The organism is Brevundimonas sp. SGAir0440 (genome assembly GCF_005484585.1).
Taxonomy (GTDB): Bacteria; Pseudomonadota; Alphaproteobacteria; order Caulobacterales; family Caulobacteraceae; genus Brevundimonas.
This window is the reverse complement of record NZ_CP039435.1, coordinates 1,509,725-1,527,801: the sequence shown is the minus strand read 5'-3', so window position 1 is coordinate 1,527,801 and position 18,077 is coordinate 1,509,725. Positions and strand designations below refer to the sequence as shown.

The following is an 18,077-nucleotide window of genomic DNA, read 5'->3' as shown; positions in this document are numbered from 1 at the left end:
ATTGTTGTTAGCGGACGAGGACGACGGTCTGACCGCCTTCGACGTTGATCGTGAGGTAGCGCGTGATCGACTGGAATCGGACCTGCACATCGACTTGCAGATAGCCAAGGCTGGTGCGCGATTGCGGGTTGTTCGACTTGTCGCAGAGGACGACGTAGGGCGGGTTGCCATCTTCGTCGTTCGACAGGATGCCAGCCGAGACGCAGTTGCCGAGGAAGGTATCGAGACGGGTCGTGACGTTGCGGAACGTGTCCGCGTTGATCACGCCACCGATTTCGCTGCCCATACCGGAATCAACCGTCGAGGCGAGGTAGTCCATGACGCGGGCGTAGTTGTCGCCGTTGGTGTCCGGGTTGCTGGACGTGTTCACGCCACCAGCGACCGACCAGTAGTTGCCGCCCGGCGAACGGAAGGCGATCACGTCGATGCCGTTGCGGAACATGTCCGCCTTTTCGGCGCGGCTATACTGCGAGGCCGAACCTTGGGCCAGACCCGACTTCTGCGAGCCGAGGATGCCAGCCAGCGGCTTGTTCAGGGCCGATTGCTCGGGCGACATGCCGACCAGCTTGCCAGCGTCGAACGCGGACGGGTTGACCAGACGGGTGACGCCGTTGGTCAGGTCGCGCCAGTAGATGTGGTCACCAAGCAGATAGTGGACCCATGCGCTGTCGATGGAAGCCTTGGCGGTCTTGGCTTGGGCGATGGTTTGACCAGCCGGGCCAGCGACGACCATGACGATCCCCTCTTCGCGGCCGAAAGCCTCGATGTTGGCCAGAGCCGAACCGTCGATGTCAGCGAGGACAGCGACAGCCGCAGCAGTATCGCGAAGCTGATACATGCCGGTGCGCGATGCGCCGTCCGTGCCGATCAGGTCAGCAGCAACAGTCGTGCCGTCAGCACCGCCAGTGAAGGCTTGAGCCGTCGCGGTCAGAGCCGGGATCGCGGTGGGAGTGCCACCGGCGGAAGCGATGACCAAATCCGAAGCGGCGCGGACACCGGCGCCCGTGTTGATCGCGGCGATCAGGGCGGGCCAGAACTCGGCCACGACGTTCGACAGGTTGTCATATTCTTCGACCTTGGACAGCTTGCCCGAGGACAGGACGGCGCGGACGGTGTTGGCCTTGGAACCAGCCGTGAAGCGGATGGTCAGGTCGTTGCCGAGTGAACCGACATACTTGCCGGTCAGGGTTGCGCCCGAGGGGCCAGCAGTCGCGGCAACAGCGCAGGTGGCTGCGGCGGCGCCGGTGCCAGCAGCACGAACGACGATGAAGCTTTCAGCAGCTTGAGCGGCGGCGACGGCGCAAACCGTGCCAGCGTCAAACTGACGGTTCATCACCGGGCCGAAGGTGGCCAGATAGCCAGCCAGATCGCAGGTGACGGGGACGTTGACCGGTCCCCAAGAAGCCGAACCGACGACACCGAGGACGTTGGTAGGAACGCCATTCAGAGAGCGGGCACGCGGCTTGCGGATCGTGGTGTAAACACCGGGAACGCCAAGAGCGTTCATGTTCAGAGTGCCTTCGAGGACAATCATTAGACAGTTTCCTTCTGTTCTTCTTGTTTTTGGGCGGCGGCTTTACGGGCCTTTGCCTTCTTGACCGCCACCACGAACATCGGGCGCGTTTCTTGGTATTCGGCGACAAGCTTCGGATCGGTGATGTGGTCACCGGCCTTGAAGTCATCGAAATCGGTTAGAACAACCAGTCCAAACATTGATGATCCTTTCAATCGTGATAGGTCCATCCGGGTGGAACTGGCCGACCAACTTTCCACTACTATTTAGACCAGCAAACAAAACGCCCGGCACTTGCTCGACGGCATTTGTGGGATATTCGACTCCCCATCGCTCAACGCGCTTGAAGACGCCAGCCTTGGCCGTCGCGTCGTCAGTCCAGACGTTCAGATATTTCGGTGCGTTGGTGACGCCGTATTCCAGTTCGAACCGGCGGACCTGCATCAGCGTCGGGCTGATCAGACGGCCGATAGCGTCGCGGATCGCGGGCGTGGGGGCATAGATCGCGATGCGGAAGGCTTGGACCTGACGCGCCACTTCGACGCTGGTGAAGCTGTCCGAGACGACACCGGCGATCAGCTTGTGGCCGCCGGGCACATAGATTTGGTTCATCGACACTTGGGCGCCGTTGATCTGGCTGGCGAGGCTCTGTGCAACGACGGAAGCCGTCTCGCCGCCAACGCAGCGGTAGGCATAGCCCGTGCTTCCGACGCCGATGCCGACAACCTGCCCGGCTGTGGCGATGCCGTTGATCATCACCGTGGGATCGGTGACTTGGACAGACATCGTGATCGGCACGGTGCGGGTGATGATAGGGGGAGAACGCAGCGGCTTCAGGATGCGGGTCATGCCTGATTCCGGGCCAACCACGATCAGGACGCGACCGGCGGTCATGTCGTCATTGATGGCGTCAGAGACAGGGAAGCCGCGTTTGATGCGGATTTCGACGGTCTGTCCCTTGGTGTTCGTGATCCCGCGCGTGTTCGGACGGGCGACCGGTGGATTAGCGATCATGCCCGAGCCGGTCAGAGCCTCCCCGAGGCTGGCGATAAATGCGTTCTCGATGTCGGAAAGGTCGATCATGGCGTCACCAGCCCGCAGGTCAGGCGCCAGCCGAGTTCAGTCAGTTCAGGGGACGAAATCACCCACTCGGTGCCGTCATCGAGACGCAGCCGATCATGGGTCCGCACGTCGCCGGTGTTGAAGACAGGCATCAGCACGTCGAACCATGGCACGCGGGTATCCAGTGGCCCGTTCAGCACCGACCGTTCGCCCTTCGTGCCTTCGAGGAACGACACCGGCCATCCCGTCAGGGTGTCCGTGTGCGTGCCCTCGGTGGCGGGATAATAGGGATCGTGCTGGCCAGAGCCGGGGCGATAGATCGAGGCGACGGCATTGCACTTCACGGCCATCGTTGGGGCGATGTCCTGCATCGACGCGATGAACCATGTCCCGTTGTCGCCAACGAAGTAGTCACCGACCTCGACGGTCGTGCGGTCCACCGCAGCAAACCAGATCGGCTTGCCATGAAGGGCAACGCGCTGAACGCTGAAGTCCGACTTGGGGTCGAACAAGCAGTCCAGATCACCGACCTTGTTCTGATCTGAAATGGGGTTGAACGCCGTGGACGCACGGTATTGGGCGTATGTTCGCCCGAGCTTGCGAGCGATCTTGCCGTATCCGCGATCAAGCTTCGGCTGTGCCGAGACGCGATCCATTCAGACCACCCAATGGACGCCGCCGGTGCGGAGGCCGGGGCCGGGCTTCAACTGAAGGAACTGGCACAGGCGCTTGCGCCATGCGTCATACAGGGCGGTGCGCTCTGCAATTTCGGTCTTGTTGCGCTTCAGCGGGCCAAGCACGTCGTCTTCAAGATTGTCAGCAGCAGTAAGGATCGCATCTTCAAGGCTCTTCAGAGCCTTCAGATACTTGCGGACCTGAACGCCCTCTTCCTCGGTCAGAAGGCCCATGCGGTATTCCAGCACGCCTTCGTCATTGACCAACACGCCGAACAGCATGCTGTTCATGTCGGTGCCACGGGGCGGATAGCCCATGAACCGGCGAATGTCGGTCTTTTCGGTGTCGGTGAATACTGCTGCGCTCATAGCAGTATTTATCCGGGCGACCCGTATTACGGCCCCGCGCTATAGGTTCATTCAGTCGGGAGGACTTCTTCGGGGTCTGGGCTTCCAAGCCGGTCCCAAGCTTCCTCATAGATTGAAAGGGCATATGACTTCGGTTGGAGCCAATAAGACACCTTACCGGCGTCGTTTACGCCCCGGTGGGCGGCGGCCTTCACTTCTTCCTTCGTCATAATGTAGCAAGTCGGCGACGCCGTGTTGGCGTTGATCGTGATGACCCACCAGTAGGATCGTAGCGTATCAAGCGACCCACCCAATGGGACCGGCGAGCGTTTCGCCAAAGCCTTGGACTGGATCGGAAGAACACGGATTTCATCGTCCGTAGCGGCGTAGAGGTCTGCGCCCCGCGCGTTGCGGACAGTGGGCATGACATGCCAGCCGCGTCGGGAGAGTTCGCGTGCGACGTGATAAAGCCCTGCGTTTCCGGTGAGTTGATGGCGCACGGATTTCCCTCGATTTTTCGAGACCACCCATATCAGAGAAAAGGCCGGTGAGGTTTCCCCCACCGGCCTTTCTGATCTTCCGTTTCCGGCGAAACTCTTACGAGTGTTCGAGGATGATCGCGCGCTTCAGCGCACGACCGTTCGCGGTCGGGATGTTGGCCGAGGTAGCCAGCGCGTCCACCGGGGCTGCGAAGCCGCCGATGTAGGTCCATGCTTGGCTGATCCAGCCACCCAGAACGTCCAGCGGAGCGCGGACGATTTGAGCCACGCCGTTTTCGAACGTGATGTAGTGGGCGCCACGATACTCGTCTTGGTTGGCGTAGGCGTTGTTGGTGTAGACGCCTTCAACCAGCGTGTCCTGACCGACGAGGATGGAGCGGTAGACCGACCCATTCTTGATCGCCATGTTGGTCTTGACGAAGCGGACGCCAAGAGCGCGCTCGATTTCGCCGTCCTTCCATTCGTCCGAACCGTTCGAACCGTTGTGGAACGCTTGGAAGAGCGGGTCAGCATACAGACCGGGCATGGCTTCCGGGTGGACGAACATCACATACGGGCCGGGGACCGCGTTGGCTTCCATCTTGGCCTTGGCTGCGAGGATCGCAGAAGCCGACAGGAAGTCGGTGGCGACCAGAGCCGATGCCGACGCCTTGTTGCCCGGACGGAGGATCAGGCCAGCGGTTTCGCCGACGACCGGACGACCGGCGGTGCCGTTGGCGACCGAGACGCTGGTGGCGAACTTGATCGTGCCTTCGGTGCCCGAGGTCGGGGTGACGGTCAGGACGGTGTAAACCGTGTCACCGACCTTGACCGCCTGACCAGCTTCGAAGCCAGCGACGTTCAGAACGGTGATGGTGTCGCCAGCGGCGCCGAGGGTCGTTTTGACTTCGGTGTTGGCCGCGCCGTATGCGCTGAAGAGGGCGTTGCGAGCCAGAGCGTCAACCGAGGCTTCCGACTGAAGGGCCATGTTGCGGGCGTTCTTCAGGAAGGTGGACGAAATGGCGACGGAATCCATCGTCAGTTCGGTCTTGGCCAGATCGCCGTAGCGATTGATGGTCAGACGGTATTGCTCGACGTTGCCGTTCGAAGCGGTCATGCCGCTGTTCAGGTCGTCGGGGCCAGCGTTGGCAATCGGGTCCGTCCTAATCGGGCGCAGACCGTCGCGGGTCTTGATGATCGTTTCGCCGATACCAGCCGAGAACGGGACACGTTCAGCGATGGAGCGGAAGCCGAGCTTCGGCTTGAGGGCTTCCTGAATAACGCGATCCAGAGTGCCGTTTTGCACCAGCACCTGAAGGCTGGCGGGCAGTTGATTGAGAGCCATTTGTAGTTTCTTTCCGCCCTCTCTTCGGAGGGCTTGGGTCGTCTTTTAGGTTGGCCCGAGGGCCGACCGTCACAGGCCGAGCTTGCGCTTTTCGGCTTCCCACTCGGCTGCGGACATGTCCTTGACCGAGGGGGCCGTGATGTCCGCCTTGGGCATCTTCACGGTCGATGACGTGCTTGCGGATTTGGCTGCGGCTTCAGTGAAGAAGTGCGGCTTGGCTTCCTTGAAGCTGTCCAGAAGGGCCTTCAGGTTCTCGGGCTTGCCGTTGTCATCGAACTTCAGTTCGAACAGGTCGATCAGCTTGAGAGTGTCCGGGTCCACGATGCCTTCCTTGACAGCCAGAGCTTCAAGGCGGGCTTGTGCAACTTCGACGCGGGCCGAGGTCTTCAGGTTGGTGACTTCTTTTTCCAGTTCGTCCGCCTTGCGGGCTTGCTGTTCCAGATCACCAATCCGGGTCTTGTATTCCGCTTGCTTGGTGCGGAGCTTCACGTTGTCGGCGATTGCCTCTTCGCGAAATGCCTCAAGCTGTTCGTAGGTGTATTTCCCCGCCCCTGCGGTGTCTTTCACTTCGGTCTTTGCGGCTTCAGAGCCGGTATCTGCTTCAGTAGTCATTCGGGCCTTCCCATAATGTTGGCGACCCCTGTCGCCGTTTTATGGAAGTATTTAGCTTTCGAGGCCCGATGACTTGTTCGGCGCGATCTTCGCCGCATGTTCAGTTTGCGCTTGGGCGCGCAAATCAGCCGCAGCCTGTTCGGCTTCGACCTTGGCGCGCTCTTCGGCGACGTTTTCGATGTCGTAGTGGCCAGCGATGACCTTGGTGGCCGTCTCTTTCGACATGATGCCGGTGTCGATCAGCGACTTCAGAGCCGTGGCCGTCTGATCTTCATCCGAAGGCGTCAGCGGGTAGAAATCACCCCACCGAAGGGCCAGATCAGTCCAGCTACCGGACACCGACACGACCTCTTCGTTCATGGTCACCGTCACGCTGGTCATCACCTTCAGGGCCATACGCAGCAGACGCAGAAGGGCGCCCTCCCCGTAAGTCACGCGAAGCTTCTCGGTGTGCATCAGCAGCGAGGCGTTCAGCATTTCGAGCGACTTGGCGCCCTGATGCCCTTGCGTGACCTCTTCCGGGTTCACGCGGTCGCCATGCAGCGTTTCGATCAGGTTCGATTTCTGGCGTTTGATGTAGGCCGACGCCGCTTCGATGCCGCCACCAGCGATTTCGAGGTATTTGGCGTCACCCTCCGCATCCATGGTCAAAACGGTCGAAGGGGTCTTGGCCATGCCCTGCCCCGCCGGTGTCTGACCCTCGCTTTCAGACGTTTCGCCAGCAACAGGCGCCGCCATCATCGGCACCGCAGACGGGACCAACATCAGAAGGGTCGGGTCCATCGTATACTTCAGGGCACGGCCGATCTGGCTGTCCAGCATGTCCAACTGGATCGCCTCTTCAATGCCCGGCTCGAAGGTGCACGGACCATCAATCTCGGCATTCAGGCCGCCGACCCAAACCCATGGGCAGAAGCCGAGTTCGTGCGTGACGGACTTGTCGTGGTCGATCACAGGCACATGCGGACGGTCAGATCGGGACTGATCCTCGACCTTCCACGGCACGAACCACCATTCACCGAGGTCGTCCCAAACACGCTGGACAAACCAAAGGGACTGAAGGCTGTCGTCAGGGACAGAATAGCCCATTTCGCGCACGCGCTCGCCACGGACTTTGTAGAGTTCCGTGACCTTCAGAACGGTGTCAGGGGCGTAAGGATCGAACTCGGGCGTCAGGAACGCCGTGGTGTGCACGTCTACGAACATGCGGGCCGGTCCACCCGGACGCTGAAGAACCTTCAGGTGGATGCCAACAGAGCCGACCGAACCAATACGGGCCGCCTCGCGCATGCGCTCGACCAGACCCACATCCTTGATGAAGTCCTTGGCCGCCTTGCGGACCACAGCGTTGGCCGTATCAACTTCGGGGAAGTGACCATCGCCAAAGAGCATCGACACATGGTCATCAATGACCGTGCGAAGCTGATTGGTGCCCGTATGCGTGTTGGGCGAGCGGTCATGCAGCGGGATGTATTCGTTCCCGGCATATTCCTGATGGAACGGATAGGGCTGATATGAATAGAAAGTCCCGTTCAACAGGCTCAAACGGACGTTGATGCCGGTTGCGCGAGGGAAATCCTTATCGTGGGGGTGCCTTGCGGCAATAATCTGAAACGACATGCGTATCCTCTACAGAGCCTGTAGAAGTTCCCGCTCTGTAGACATGCCAACACTGGCCCGACTTGGCGTAAGAAACCTCATCGGATATTTATCGGGAGGCGTCAGATCATCCGCGCTTCACCCGAGCTATTGCGCCGATCTGCTTCGATAGCGTCTTCATCACCGACCAGAACCACGCTGTCGTAGAAAGTCCGAAACAGGGCCGCATCCTTCTGGCTCTCCAATTCCGCCACCAAGATCAGATCAGCCGCGTCGAAAGCTGGCCCCAAACGGCCCGTGGCGACCGTTTCGGCGGTCCATTGCCCATACGATCCAGCCCGAACGCTACGGAACCGAGCCTTGCCCGAGAGGAAATTGAAAAACTCGCAGAAATCCGGGTAATCGACGGCGCAGATGAAGGTGAACGGCATCCGATATTTAGACGGTCGCCGCTTTCACGGCTGGTTTAGCGTCGATTGATGCCCTACCACCTACGCAACCGCTGCTTGCGGAGGGGGAATCAATGGAAACGCTTGGCGGCCTTATCGGCCTCGCAGGTCTGATCGGCTTTGTTTTGGCCATCGTGTGCCTGATTAAACCGATCAAGGCCCTGAAAATGGGCACTCGCAAACGTGCGTTGGCCGGTTTGGGTATTTCGTTCGTTGTGATGATGATCGGCGGATCATTGATGCCAGACCCGACCCCCGAGGAACTTGCGGCACGCGAAGCCGAACGGGCCGCCGCAGAAGAAAAGGCCGCCGTCGAAAAAGCAGATCGGGAAAAATCGGATAGCGAACGCGCCGCCCAAGAACTGGCCGCGCAGAAACCCGCCATCGCAACAGCCGCTCAAAGCATGTGGACACAGGTTTCGACCCAAGTGTCCGCCTGTGACACGGCATCCAAATATGTCGCTGATGTCGCGGGACGCCGGAACGCCAGCGTCTATGACCTCTACCCCATGGTCCAACAGGCCCAATCGCGCTGTTCGGAGGCTGGCACCAATGTTCGCCGCATCGACGTGCCTGACGCGATCCCGCGCGACAAACGCGCCGCCTTCGCCGAAGCGGTGACGACCTGCGAGAACGCCTATTACGCCAAGGCTTCCGCCTTCAGCCAAATGGGTAAAGTTCTCGACGGTGATATGCGCCCGTCAGCCGTCTCGGAAGCTCGACAATCCGCAGATCGCGCGCAAGCTGGCACCATGCTGTGCGCCCTCGGCTTCATGAAGGCTGGCCAAGAGGCTGGCCTGACGATGGAAGAGACGATGGGCGCCGACTTCAAAGAGGAATGAACGAATGCATGTCCAGACACCCCTCATGACCGGTCGCCAAATGACCTGCCACAGAGCAGAGCATTACCGAAATCGCGGACACAGACGTCATATGGGTCTTGGCCATCTTTCGGGATGCCTCCGGGTCGTAGGGCTGCGCCGTCACATATTAGCGGGTTCGCTCGCTCTCATGGCCTTCCCGGCACTTGCCCAGACGCCACAGCAGTTTGACCTTCATTGCGAAGGGTTGAGACACTGGCGCGACGGCACGGATTCGGTCGATCCAATTAGCCTCCATCTTCGAGCCGACCTCGACGCCAACCAGTGGTGCGAAGACCAGTGCACCGTGACCTTCCAGATTAATGAAGTGTCAGCCACGTTCATCAAATTCAGAGGCACGGCTGATCTTGTTTTCAAAGACGACAACTCGGACGCTACTCCCACGAAAGAGGAAGTTTTTGTGTCACGGACAACGGGCACATATGCCGACTCGAAATGGCACCCTTTCGAGCGCAGCTACTGGACCGGTGGAAAATGCACGGTCGGACCCTTCAGCGGATTTCCTGAATCCCCTTCGCGACTATTTTGAAATAAACGGCCAATCATACGGATGTTGAACGACCGATACCCGTTCGCCAGCCCCGTCTTTGCGACCGGGGCTGCTGAAACGGGTTAGTTTAGACCGTCGAACGCTCCGGTCGTTCGGTTGCACCGTTCTGCGGCGACACCACGCGCGTCGCGACCGTCGCTCAACTTTGGCCATGACTCGATTTCGCGGAAGTAGGCGATGCCACGCGACACGCACTGTGCGTATGTCGTTGCACTGGATGGCCCCGTGGCGCCGCTTGCCGCACGATATTCGGCGTCAGCTTCATAGTAGTTGCGTTGGGCGACAGCTACAGCCTCGTTTGCGGCTTTCAAATCGGCTTTTACCTTGTCTGACGACCTGCTTCCGTAGGTAAGAAAGCTCCCGCCAAAAAATAACAGGCCCATCACTATTCCAGCTTGTATTGTCTTCCACCGATCTGCCTCGCGCTTACCGGCGGGCGAAATAAAATACACGGCCACCAGCCAGCAGAGGGCCGCCAGAACCCATAAGACCCATGTAAAAAACGTCGGGTATCTGTCTTCCATTTAATCCCCCAACAGACTGCAGAACAGTTCTGATCGATTCAACGAATTGTGTAGCTGTCCGAGGTGACTGGCTCGCCATTCATGTAGGTCTGAACGTCGATCTTTTCTCCGTCTACAGTGAAGTTTATCGTGTCTTCGCTTCGCCAGCGGCCGGGGACACCGTTTTCCACCATCCGCCATTGCGCCGTGCCGTTCCCAACGATGCAGTCATTCGTCCAGACAGTGCCGTCGTCGCGAGTGTATCGGACCCGATATTCGTCGCCTTGGTGTGAGATTACACGAATGATGTCGGGTTGGCGCCCGTTAAGGCTGGCGATTATTGCTCGACACACCCTGCCCTTGTCAGCATCGGCAATGACTACCGCTGGCGCACTGGCTGGCAGTGCTTGATCGGACGCGATGACGGCTTCATTTGTTGGGTCAGTATCAGAATTTGCAATCTCCACCTGATCACTTCGAACACCATCACCGCATGCTGCGATGACTGAAACAAATGATAGAGCGATGATTTTTTTCATGGTTCCTGATGCCCTTGCTGCGGTCGATACGCCGATGATGGCATTATTCCCGGTTGCATTTCCACTCGCATAATCGAGTTTGACGGCTTCAAATCACAGCGCGCAAAAAAGCCCCCGGATTGCTCCGAGGGCTTCGTTCGATCCGCTGAAGGCTGATTAGCTGTCGATGCCTTCAAGGAACTTGCGCTGGCGGTTCAGGCCGCCTTCCTTCTTCTCCCACAGACCCTTGCGGTTGCGGGCCGCAGTCTGCGTGATCCCCATGGCCTTTGAAGCGCGGTTATAACCGGCTCCGTCATCGAACAGCCGATACAGCAGTTCGACGCCTCGGGGCGTCAGGTTGGCGCCATCCTTGTTGGCGGGGTCTTGGCACTGCTCAAAGGTCGGAACCTTGTCGTTCTTGGGCAGAGCCGCCGCGTCATCGACCAGTTCAGCTTTGAGGGCGTCGATGGTGGCGTTGACGTGATCCAACAGCACCGTGCGGTGGCTTTCGAGGATCGCGGCGAGGGCGGTGTCGGTCTTGGGCATCGGAATTCTCCTATTCCGTTTGAAAAAACCCCCAACGGCGTTGGAGGCGGCCCCGCGCTGAAGTGCGTTGCCGACCGCCTTTAAGCATAGTGTAGCCCCGTGCGTCAATGCCCTATCGTGCACTAATGCGTGTAAGTGAGTCAGTTTCCAGTTTTGGTCTTGAGCCAAACCGTAAGGATGGCAGCGCGGCCGAGTGCGACACCGTGTTTACAGGACTCAACGCCCCACGATCCGGCCTCGCCATCGGCTTCGCATTCAGCCCTTTTCTCATCCCACTTCCGCTTCAATCGATTGGCCTTGTTCGCGGCTACTAAGCCCCACTGTTCGTATGCGGCCGCAGCACGACGGCTGCGGTCGTCCCAGAAAGCCGCCTTCAACCGAAGACACGCACTCGCACCAAACTTTAATGGCGAGTCGTCGCACACAGGTTCGTCGGACCGCTCAAGTTCATTCACCAAGCGTCGTTGCTTTGCGAGCGTCGGTGCATCCGGCATCTGACAACCAGCCACAGCCACCAGCAAGCCAAGTAGAAAGGCCCACTTATGCATGAGGAGGGTTGCCCCGGCTGCTTTCCCTCATCTTGGCCATGAACTCGGGCGTCGGCCTCACACGCAACCGGGCGGGCTGCTGCGGATCACGGTTCTCTACGGGAATTTCGTAGAGGCCGAACATGGGCCGTAGCCGAGGCTCAATGTTCACGGCCAAAATGTCCTCGCCCATGGCCAGCATATCTTCGACCAAGCTGGTCATGCAGCCGATCATCGCCGTCGGCTCTTCGTCGTTCCGGCACCATGTCGGAACATGGACCTCGTTGCCCTTCATAGTGATGTTCTCGAAATATACCTTTCCGCTGAAACCGCCGGGATGCTCCAAAGCGTTTCGCATGCGGATCACCGGCGCAGCCCATTTCTGTTTGGACTGGATCAGCATGGTGCGAGGGTCGTCAGCACCAAAAGCTTCAACCGCCCACTGTTCAAGCTTCGACTGCGTTTCCTTTTTGACCGGTATGTAGGCCGAGGCGTCGGCGAACTCTGTCCCATGGAACCAGTTCCAAACCCGCAGCGTGTTCCGCAGGTAGTTCTTCGCTTGGTAGAGGAAATTTTCAGCCCGCTGTTCAAGCTGGTTCACGGACTGCAAGCGGACGATCCGGCTGTCTCTCAGGTCAACCTCGCAGACCTCAAGACACTCGGCGACCTCCTTGGCCAGACTGTCGCGGATGTTCCAGCACTCAAGCAGAACAGGCTGTAGCTCTTTGTAGAAGATCGTATTGAGTTCGTCTTTCTGTTCCTGCCTCAGCCCCGCAGCGTCAAGAATGTCGCTGGTCTGCAACATCAGGCGGGCGACTGTCGGGTGGGATGTGCCGACGTTTGATGTTCTGGAAAGGACGAACGGCATCAGAAAACGTCCACCACAGTCGCCAGATAGTGCGGATCGAGCGTGGTGTAGAGCAGGACCGATCCCGGCCTTGTGTCACTCTCCACCCGTAGCAGGTCACGGTGGCCGACGACGTTGCCACGTTTCGCGCAGTCGATCAGTTCGCCCTCTGTCAGGTGCTTCGAAGCCAACCGCTTTAGCAGTTCGACCATCTGCTGTTCAGTGATCTGGCCGAAGGGGACCAACTGTTCGAAGAACGGTTTTAGACTGTCGATCCCGACGATCTTCCAATGCTTGGCCACGACGATTCCTCGAATGTTAGGGCGTGACTATAAATCAAAAATTTTGGAAAATTTGGTCTGACACCTTGCCGCCGGGCGCCGCGCGCTGGCCACAGACCTACCCCGCCCTTCCGGCCCTCTGATGCTTGCACTGACGCATGCGCGACCGTTCGGCCATCCTCGGGTGATCGTCCATCAGCGTTGAGCGACGATGTGCCAGCAGATTTGGATATTGACGAGCACGATATGTGCTGGCATATCTTTAACACCACACAGACGGGTGTTGGCGTGATGATAAATAGGTCATCACCCCCGAGGACCACGACCATGAACGGCAAGTTTGTCACCTACTATAGAGTATCCCGCGCATCCCAAGGCATCGAAGGTCTGGGCATGGAAGCGCAGAAGAGGGCTGTGGATGCCTATTTGAACGGCGGTCAGTGGGAGGTCGTGGCCAGCTTCGAAGAGGTCGAGAGCGGCGGCAAGGACGACCGTCCCGAGATGTTCAAGGCCATCGCCATGTGTAAGGCCACCGGCGCCAAGCTGCTGATCGCGAAACTCGACAGGTTGAGCCGTGATGTCCACTTCCTGTCAGGGTTGGAGAAGGCTGGCGTTGAGTTCGTCGCCTGTGACATGCCCACGGCCAACCGCTTCACCGTCCACATCATGGCCGCCGTGGCGCAGCAGGAACGCGAGGCCATCAGCGCACGCACGAAGGCCGCTCTTGGGTCGATCAAGGCAAGGATCGCCAGCGAGGGTCAGCACGTCAGCAAGAAAGGCAACGTCATCACCCGCCTCGGATCGTCCAGAGGCATCCCCGAGACGATGCGCGAGGCGTCGAAGATCGCCCGGAAGAAAGCTGCGGACGATTACGCCGCGAAGGTTATGCCCGCCATCGCCCTCGCACGGTCCAGCGGAATGACGCTGCAACAAACTGCGGACCATCTGAACAGTTTGGGCATTCCCACCCCCAAGGGCGCCCAGTGGTCGCCCATGACCGTCGCAAGAGCCGAGAAACGGGCGCCTTGAATCTCTGATTTATCTTTCAATGTCTTGGACGCGCGGGAGGGCCTGTGAATAAGCCCACCAAGTTGCAGAGACGCTCGCGAGCGATGTGACCCTGCGAAAAATCTGCCATATTATCTGGAGAGCGCGGCTTGGAGATTCGCGCCGGGGGAAACTATGAAAATCCGATATTTCGGTTTGCTTACGTCTGCATGCGTAGCGGTCGCGGCTTGCTCGCAAGCGGAGCAATCAGGCTCTCGATCTGCGGAAGCACCCGAAAGAGCGTCAGGCGACAAGCTCTGCACGACAGAAGCGACCGCGCTCGCCTTATGGGACTTGGGCTTTCATAGCTCAAATAACGATCACACAGATAAGATGACCGACCTCGTGTCGTTCGAAATCACTGACACGTCTTTTGTCGAACGACGACCTATATACATCAGGGGTTCAGAGCAAAAACGCGAAGCTGTTACCTGTGTTTCGACGTATACAATGCACTACGGCTCAGACGATGAGACAGGTTCGATTCAGTTCCGCATACTCGTTGGCTCGCAGCCCGAAATAATTCCTGACAAAAACGAAGGCACGCTCGCAAAAGCAGTTGATGCTTTTGCATACGGCGTTCTTGAGAAACACCACAAGACATTCGATGCCGAGTCGGCTTCAAGAATGGATGACATAAAATCTGAACTGACTGCTATGTCGAATGCAGCCGGTTTGGGTAGACCTTCAGAAGTCGGCAGTAGCGAAATATATTGGCTATCGCGCGATGTTGGCAGAGCGATTGAGGCGGACCCGACCAGAACCGTCGATATGCCTCGCCTTAATGATCTCGTTTCTCGTTATTATGCGCTTGAAGAAGAGCGCGAACAGCTTCAGTTCCATCACAGCAATGGGACATACAGTCACTCTCGCAGCTACGGCGCGGGTTCGTGGACACCACGTTCAGCGCAAGAGGTTGAAGACACTGCGCCACCATGGAAGCGTCCTGAAAACTGAACCCACGCTGTTGGAGCTTTGCCTTCGACCCTACAGGTCGAAATCGCCAAGCTTCGTCCGGGCGCCGCATTGGGCGTTGTAGAACTCTACAAACGCTTGGTGAGGACCAGACCCGAACTCGCGTCCTGACGGGCCGTTGTGTGCGTAGGACAGAACGAACCTTTGCGGTTGTCCTCTGAAGTTCATAGTCCCGCAAACGTAGTGCTTGCCATCGCGACGATGCAGCGAGGCGGACGTTATGTCGGTGTCGCTGATTGACCCCATGTTGATCTTCATCGCGACGGAGGTTCGCACGGCGTCAGGCGAACCAAGGATGTTTTGATCTTGGCGCGTGAGGGTCTGAGCGTTCGCGGCGGTAGCGATGCAGATAAGAGCGGCGGTGGCGGCGATGGTCTTCATGGGTTCATTCCTATCGGCTGAACTTCTGATTGCGCTGATGCCCTTCAACTTTCGCTTGCGGCTTTTGGTAAATGGAAGGGGCCGAAGTGCTGACGCCTATTCGCAGGGGAAGCCGGTCACCGCCAACTGTTCTGTGACTTCGACAGGACCGTTTGCAGTGACCATCGCCCCGAAGCTGTAGACGACGTTTTCGCCAATCTCCCACTGTGCCCCGAGGGTGCTGACTTCCCCGCTGGCTGTCCGATAGTGCCGCGCGGTCATAGTGGGTTCGCCGATTTCGTTGGTCTTGTCCTGAACGCTGTCCGTGTAGGCATGCAGGTCGCGGCCGATCTTCCTTTGTATGCTGACGGCCCGTCCGTTGCAGAACTGCACATGTCCGTCCTGTCCAAGGTATATCTGCGACCCCGGCTTGCCGCTGATGTCGGACAGGGTGCCAGACATGACGCGCGCCACTTCCTGCGAACTGTCGCCTATTTCGACGCCGGTGAAGATGGTCACGGGATCGTTGAGCGCGGCCAGCGCGAGCAAGGTCAAAAGCATCTTGGTTGTCCCCTTCCATCGCCCAACCGCAGCCGTATGGCCAGACGGCTCGCTCTACGGGGTCTCATTGTGGCATCGACTGCGATAGGGCGAACCAACGCTGTTCGATGTTGCTGATCGCTACTTCATAGGCTTCTGCGCCATTCCGGGCTGCTATCGAGAACTTTCGAAGGGCCACGATCTGTGCCCGGATAGCAAACCAGAGGGCGCGAGGCATCCCGTCAATGTCGGGACCGAAGGACAGGCCAAACGACCCGTCTTCATGCCCTGCCCCATAGTGACCGAGGGACGACACGGAGGCGTGCCCGGCGATACCGCATAGTGCTGAATAAAACTGATAATCGTCCCCCATTTCAGCGCGTTCTGACAGCGTTTGTGGTTGAGGCGCCCGCTTACCTTTTCCCTTTCTTTCGCCGAGCGGTTCCAAGCCGAGCTTGACCCGCGAGAACTGGTCATCTTCCAAGAGAGCTTCAGCCGCCGCCTCGCGATTCTTGATGAAGTAGCCGATCCAGAACGCGCATTCGTAAATTACCCGCGACAGGTTCTGGCTTTCGATGGTCAAGCCCCGTTCCGCGAGGATGATGGCACCGGCAAACGTGTCGTTTGATCTGGCGATGAGGCGAACCACCAGAGCGTCAGGGCCAAGCCAAATGCCTCGGCCTTCTGTGTCCTGCCAGAGCAACAGCGACAGCCGGTTAAGGTCTTGAGCCACCGCGAACCATTCTCGATGTGGTTCTGTCTGGTTTGCAGCATCCAAGGCCAGCATGGGCGACAAGAAGCCATCGACCCGCATGGACTGATCAAGAAGCCGATCCCGCACGCTTTCGATGATGTCAGGCGGGAGGTCTTCGAGGTCGAAAGGCTTCATGTCATTGTTATCCCACAGACGGCCCGAGAACCAAAAAGTATGTGCCAGCATATTTCCGCTTGACGCCTTTGATATGTGCCAGCATACATGTGCCAGCACATACGAAGGAACGAAGCGATGACCACCGCCACTGTTGAACAAGCCCGCGCCGTCCAAGCCCCTTCGGGCGCCATCAAGATCGCTGCGAAGAACTCTGACGCTGTGGTCTACGTCTACACGAATGCGGTCGGCGCCCTTTGCGCCATGGGTTTCGCCGGTCGTCGCATCAAGCCTGACTTCCGCATCCGCTACGGTTCGGCTCTGGCCCGTGAACGCGCTGTGACGACCTACTTCGCTTCGGCTGCTGGCATTGCCGCCCGTAAGGCCGAGAAAAAGGCCAAGCGTGCTGGTGGTCATTCCCTGACCGTGGGTCACATCCTCTGCGCTTCGTGGGGATATGAGCAAACGAACGTCGATTGGTATGAGGTCGCGCGCGTCACCACGTCGTCGGTCGAGGTCCGCAAGATCAAGGGCAATGTGACGACGGACGGCGGCGACCGTGGTCAGGTCGTGCCGATGGCTGGCGAGTTCGTTGGCGAACCCCTGCTGCGTCGTGTCGGCGAATATGGCGTTCGCATCGACAGCGTTCGCACCGCCACCCTGTGGAATGGCCGCCCTGTCTACTGGTCAGCTTACCACTGACCAGCCCTGTCCCCGTCTCACGGCAAATATGGATGACAGTCGGGGAAGCTGTGAGACAATCTATCATCTTGAACAGATCGGAGCCTTCATGCCCGCCGACCAAATCTCTTTCATCTTCAAATCGAATGGCCAGCCCTCTGGTGATCAAGCGCAAGCCATGCGCCAAACCCTGACGGCTGCGGGCCTGTCCGACTTCATTGTGAATGAGGGCGAACACGGCGGGATTTGGGTTGAGGTCCACAGCAAAACCGACGCGGTTGTTCTGGCGATGGCGACCAACAACACCGCGACTTCTGAACATTGGCGCGAGAATGGCCAGCAGCACCGCATCGGGGGACGCGCGCACGTCTATCGCCAAGCCTTCAAGGGCGGCGTGCGGTCGGACTCTGGTGGCTGGTATCTGTGGGGCCACCGCATGACCGAGGAAGTCTATAATGACGCCTTGGCCATGGGCATCGACAACGAAACGGACCTGATGTTCTGGCTTCAGGGCTACGAAGCTTCGGTCAATCCCGATGCGGCTTTTGACGGGCCGGTCTGGCACCGGTGGCCGACGATCCGATTCGATAACCCGGATTGGCTCAAGCTGTCGGCGTGGGCGATCAAAGAACAACGGCTTGAGGGCCGTGCCAAGATCGCGAAGGGTCCGAAACTGCGGGGTCAGTTTTGCATCGTGTTCGCAGACTATGACGCGGCCAACCAGTTCGCGCGCCATTTCAGGGGCTACGTCCACACGGCCCATATTGGTCTTGGCGCGGACCTGCATGACTACAAGGCGGGGTGGCGTCGAATGGCCAACGATGATGGCCGTTGGCCTTGGGAGTCTGCGGACACTGAAGCCAGCTAATTCG

At 58.9% G+C, this 18,077-nt stretch carries 24 protein-coding genes; 6 read left to right on the top strand and 18 right to left on the bottom strand.

Annotated elements, in window-relative coordinates; translation table 11 throughout:
• Positions 1-7: 7 nt before the first annotated feature.
• The 10 genes from E7T10_RS07525 to E7T10_RS07480 form a co-directional block, all read right to left on the bottom strand.
• On the bottom strand, positions 8-1,534 hold the full coding sequence (locus E7T10_RS07525; protein ID WP_137721328.1) for a phage tail protein: 1,527 nt from the start codon (positions 1,532-1,534) through the stop codon (positions 8-10).
• Complete coding sequence (locus E7T10_RS07520; RefSeq protein WP_137721327.1) at positions 1,534-1,713, bottom strand: hypothetical protein; 180 nt, start codon at positions 1,711-1,713, stop codon at positions 1,534-1,536. The genes E7T10_RS07525 and E7T10_RS07520 overlap by 1 nt, the downstream gene beginning before the upstream one ends.
• Positions 1,679-2,362: a hypothetical protein gene (locus tag E7T10_RS07515; protein ID WP_168189906.1), complete on the bottom strand. Its 684-nt coding sequence runs from the start codon at positions 2,360-2,362 to the stop codon at positions 1,679-1,681. The genes E7T10_RS07520 and E7T10_RS07515 overlap by 35 nt, the downstream gene beginning before the upstream one ends.
• A gap of 230 nt (positions 2,363-2,592) precedes the next feature.
• Positions 2,593-3,231: a hypothetical protein gene (locus E7T10_RS07510; RefSeq protein ID WP_137721325.1), complete on the bottom strand. Its 639-nt coding sequence runs from the start codon at positions 3,229-3,231 to the stop codon at positions 2,593-2,595.
• Positions 3,232-3,618, bottom strand: a complete 387-nt coding sequence (locus tag E7T10_RS07505; protein WP_137721324.1) for a hypothetical protein — start codon at positions 3,616-3,618, stop codon at positions 3,232-3,234.
• Positions 3,619-3,665: 47 nt separating this feature from the next.
• On the bottom strand, positions 3,666-4,097 hold the full coding sequence (locus E7T10_RS07500; RefSeq protein ID WP_137721323.1) for a hypothetical protein: 432 nt from the start codon (positions 4,095-4,097) through the stop codon (positions 3,666-3,668).
• Between the two features lie 97 nt (positions 4,098-4,194).
• Positions 4,195-5,421, bottom strand: coding sequence for a hypothetical protein (locus E7T10_RS07495; RefSeq protein ID WP_137721322.1), 1,227 nt, complete (start codon positions 5,419-5,421; stop codon positions 4,195-4,197).
• Between the two features lie 69 nt (positions 5,422-5,490).
• Complete coding sequence (locus tag E7T10_RS07490; protein WP_137721321.1) at positions 5,491-6,033, bottom strand: hypothetical protein; 543 nt, start codon at positions 6,031-6,033, stop codon at positions 5,491-5,493.
• 51 nt (positions 6,034-6,084) lie between these two features.
• A complete protein-coding gene (locus E7T10_RS07485; protein ID WP_137721320.1) occupies positions 6,085-7,653 on the bottom strand; it encodes a phage portal protein in 1,569 nt (522 codons plus the stop codon).
• A gap of 101 nt (positions 7,654-7,754) precedes the next feature.
• Complete coding sequence (locus E7T10_RS07480; RefSeq protein WP_137721319.1) at positions 7,755-8,063, bottom strand: hypothetical protein; 309 nt, start codon at positions 8,061-8,063, stop codon at positions 7,755-7,757.
• Between the two features lie 92 nt (positions 8,064-8,155).
• On the opposite strand from E7T10_RS07480, the gene E7T10_RS07475 reads away from it, so the two are divergent.
• Both E7T10_RS07475 and E7T10_RS07470 read left to right on the top strand, forming a co-directional pair.
• Positions 8,156-8,923 (top strand): hypothetical protein, encoded by a 768-nt coding sequence (locus E7T10_RS07475; RefSeq protein WP_137721318.1) that lies wholly within the window; start codon positions 8,156-8,158, stop codon positions 8,921-8,923.
• 169 nt (positions 8,924-9,092) lie between these two features.
• Positions 9,093-9,491, top strand: coding sequence for a hypothetical protein (locus tag E7T10_RS07470; protein WP_137721317.1), 399 nt, complete (start codon positions 9,093-9,095; stop codon positions 9,489-9,491).
• Positions 9,492-9,574: 83 nt separating this feature from the next.
• Here the strand turns inward: E7T10_RS07470 and E7T10_RS07465 are convergent, their stop codons facing one another.
• The 5 genes from E7T10_RS07465 to E7T10_RS07445 all read right to left on the bottom strand — a co-directional run bounded on the left by E7T10_RS07465 (position 9,575) and on the right by E7T10_RS07445 (position 12,755).
• Positions 9,575-10,036, bottom strand: coding sequence for a hypothetical protein (locus E7T10_RS07465; protein WP_137721316.1), 462 nt, complete (start codon positions 10,034-10,036; stop codon positions 9,575-9,577).
• A gap of 38 nt (positions 10,037-10,074) precedes the next feature.
• A complete protein-coding gene (locus tag E7T10_RS07460; RefSeq protein WP_137721315.1) occupies positions 10,075-10,554 on the bottom strand; it encodes a hypothetical protein in 480 nt (159 codons plus the stop codon).
• A gap of 156 nt (positions 10,555-10,710) precedes the next feature.
• A complete protein-coding gene (locus tag E7T10_RS07455) occupies positions 10,711-11,079 on the bottom strand; it encodes a hypothetical protein (RefSeq protein ID WP_137721314.1) in 369 nt (122 codons plus the stop codon).
• A gap of 540 nt (positions 11,080-11,619) precedes the next feature.
• A complete protein-coding gene (locus tag E7T10_RS07450; protein WP_137721313.1) occupies positions 11,620-12,474 on the bottom strand; it encodes a hypothetical protein in 855 nt (284 codons plus the stop codon).
• The gene (locus E7T10_RS07445) at positions 12,474-12,755 is read right to left on the bottom strand and encodes a DUF3684 domain-containing protein (RefSeq protein WP_137721312.1); all 282 of its coding nucleotides are present in this window, start codon (positions 12,753-12,755) and stop codon (positions 12,474-12,476) included. The genes E7T10_RS07450 and E7T10_RS07445 overlap by 1 nt, the downstream gene beginning before the upstream one ends.
• 180 nt (positions 12,756-12,935) lie before the next feature.
• On the opposite strand from E7T10_RS07445, the gene E7T10_RS07440 reads away from it, so the two are divergent.
• Both E7T10_RS07440 and E7T10_RS07435 read left to right on the top strand, forming a co-directional pair.
• Positions 12,936-13,763 carry a recombinase family protein gene (locus tag E7T10_RS07440; protein ID WP_210416181.1) on the top strand — a complete coding sequence of 276 codons (828 nt, stop codon included), beginning with the start codon at positions 12,936-12,938 and terminating at the stop codon, positions 13,761-13,763.
• 351 nt (positions 13,764-14,114) lie between these two features.
• Complete coding sequence (locus E7T10_RS07435; protein WP_137721311.1) at positions 14,115-14,738, top strand: hypothetical protein; 624 nt, start codon at positions 14,115-14,117, stop codon at positions 14,736-14,738.
• Positions 14,739-14,768: 30 nt separating this feature from the next.
• Here E7T10_RS07435 and E7T10_RS07430 read toward each other — a convergent pair whose 3' ends face one another.
• The 3 genes from E7T10_RS07430 to E7T10_RS07420 all read right to left on the bottom strand — a co-directional run bounded on the left by E7T10_RS07430 (position 14,769) and on the right by E7T10_RS07420 (position 16,596).
• The gene (locus E7T10_RS07430; RefSeq protein WP_137721310.1) at positions 14,769-15,137 is read right to left on the bottom strand and encodes a hypothetical protein; all 369 of its coding nucleotides are present in this window, start codon (positions 15,135-15,137) and stop codon (positions 14,769-14,771) included.
• 96 nt (positions 15,138-15,233) lie between these two features.
• On the bottom strand, positions 15,234-15,677 hold the full coding sequence (locus E7T10_RS07425) for a hypothetical protein (RefSeq protein WP_137721309.1): 444 nt from the start codon (positions 15,675-15,677) through the stop codon (positions 15,234-15,236).
• 64 nt (positions 15,678-15,741) lie between these two features.
• Entirely contained in the window at positions 15,742-16,596 is an 855-nt protein-coding gene (locus E7T10_RS07420; protein WP_137721308.1) for a DUF5677 domain-containing protein, read from the bottom strand.
• 66 nt (positions 16,597-16,662) lie between these two features.
• Between E7T10_RS07420 and E7T10_RS07415 the strand changes: the two genes are divergently transcribed.
• Positions 16,663-17,226 carry a hypothetical protein gene (locus tag E7T10_RS07415; RefSeq protein WP_137721307.1) on the top strand — a complete coding sequence of 188 codons (564 nt, stop codon included), beginning with the start codon at positions 16,663-16,665 and terminating at the stop codon, positions 17,224-17,226.
• 28 nt (positions 17,227-17,254) lie between these two features.
• Positions 17,255-18,073: a hypothetical protein gene (locus E7T10_RS07410; protein ID WP_137721306.1), complete on the top strand. Its 819-nt coding sequence runs from the start codon at positions 17,255-17,257 to the stop codon at positions 18,071-18,073.
• Positions 18,074-18,077 lie beyond the last annotated feature (4 nt).

Coding starts and splice junctions, on each gene's coding strand:
- E7T10_RS07415 (WP_137721307.1), top strand. CDS start 16,663: ATGACCACCGCCACTGTTGAACAAGCCCGCGCCGTCCAAGCCCCTTCG.
- E7T10_RS07505 (WP_137721324.1), bottom strand. CDS start 3,618: ATGAGCGCAGCAGTATTCACCGACACCGAAAAGACCGACATTCGCCGG.
- E7T10_RS07455 (WP_137721314.1), bottom strand. CDS start 11,079: ATGCCCAAGACCGACACCGCCCTCGCCGCGATCCTCGAAAGCCACCGC.
- E7T10_RS07435 (WP_137721311.1), top strand. CDS start 14,115: ATGACCGACCTCGTGTCGTTCGAAATCACTGACACGTCTTTTGTCGAA.
- E7T10_RS07525 (WP_137721328.1), bottom strand. CDS start 1,534: ATGATTGTCCTCGAAGGCACTCTGAACATGAACGCTCTTGGCGTTCCC.
- E7T10_RS07490 (WP_137721321.1), bottom strand. CDS start 6,033: ATGACTACTGAAGCAGATACCGGCTCTGAAGCCGCAAAGACCGAAGTG.
- E7T10_RS07460 (WP_137721315.1), bottom strand. CDS start 10,554: ATGAAAAAAATCATCGCTCTATCATTTGTTTCAGTCATCGCAGCATGC.
- E7T10_RS07510 (WP_137721325.1), bottom strand. CDS start 3,231: ATGGATCGCGTCTCGGCACAGCCGAAGCTTGATCGCGGATACGGCAAG.
- E7T10_RS07465 (WP_137721316.1), bottom strand. CDS start 10,036: ATGGAAGACAGATACCCGACGTTTTTTACATGGGTCTTATGGGTTCTG.
- E7T10_RS07515 (WP_168189906.1), bottom strand. CDS start 2,362: ATGACCCGCATCCTGAAGCCGCTGCGTTCTCCCCCTATCATCACCCGC.
- E7T10_RS07420 (WP_137721308.1), bottom strand. CDS start 16,596: ATGCTGGCACATACTTTTTGGTTCTCGGGCCGTCTGTGGGATAACAAT.
- E7T10_RS07495 (WP_137721322.1), bottom strand. CDS start 5,421: ATGGCTCTCAATCAACTGCCCGCCAGCCTTCAGGTGCTGGTGCAAAAC.
- E7T10_RS07425 (WP_137721309.1), bottom strand. CDS start 15,677: ATGCTTTTGACCTTGCTCGCGCTGGCCGCGCTCAACGATCCCGTGACC.
- E7T10_RS07475 (WP_137721318.1), top strand. CDS start 8,156: ATGGAAACGCTTGGCGGCCTTATCGGCCTCGCAGGTCTGATCGGCTTT.
- E7T10_RS07470 (WP_137721317.1), top strand. CDS start 9,093: ATGGCCTTCCCGGCACTTGCCCAGACGCCACAGCAGTTTGACCTTCAT.
- E7T10_RS07480 (WP_137721319.1), bottom strand. CDS start 8,063: ATGCCGTTCACCTTCATCTGCGCCGTCGATTACCCGGATTTCTGCGAG.
- E7T10_RS07410 (WP_137721306.1), top strand. CDS start 17,255: ATGGATGACAGTCGGGGAAGCTGTGAGACAATCTATCATCTTGAACAG.
- E7T10_RS07430 (WP_137721310.1), bottom strand. CDS start 15,137: ATGAAGACCATCGCCGCCACCGCCGCTCTTATCTGCATCGCTACCGCC.
- E7T10_RS07520 (WP_137721327.1), bottom strand. CDS start 1,713: ATGTTTGGACTGGTTGTTCTAACCGATTTCGATGACTTCAAGGCCGGT.
- E7T10_RS07485 (WP_137721320.1), bottom strand. CDS start 7,653: ATGTCGTTTCAGATTATTGCCGCAAGGCACCCCCACGATAAGGATTTC.
- E7T10_RS07450 (WP_137721313.1), bottom strand. CDS start 12,474: ATGCCGTTCGTCCTTTCCAGAACATCAAACGTCGGCACATCCCACCCG.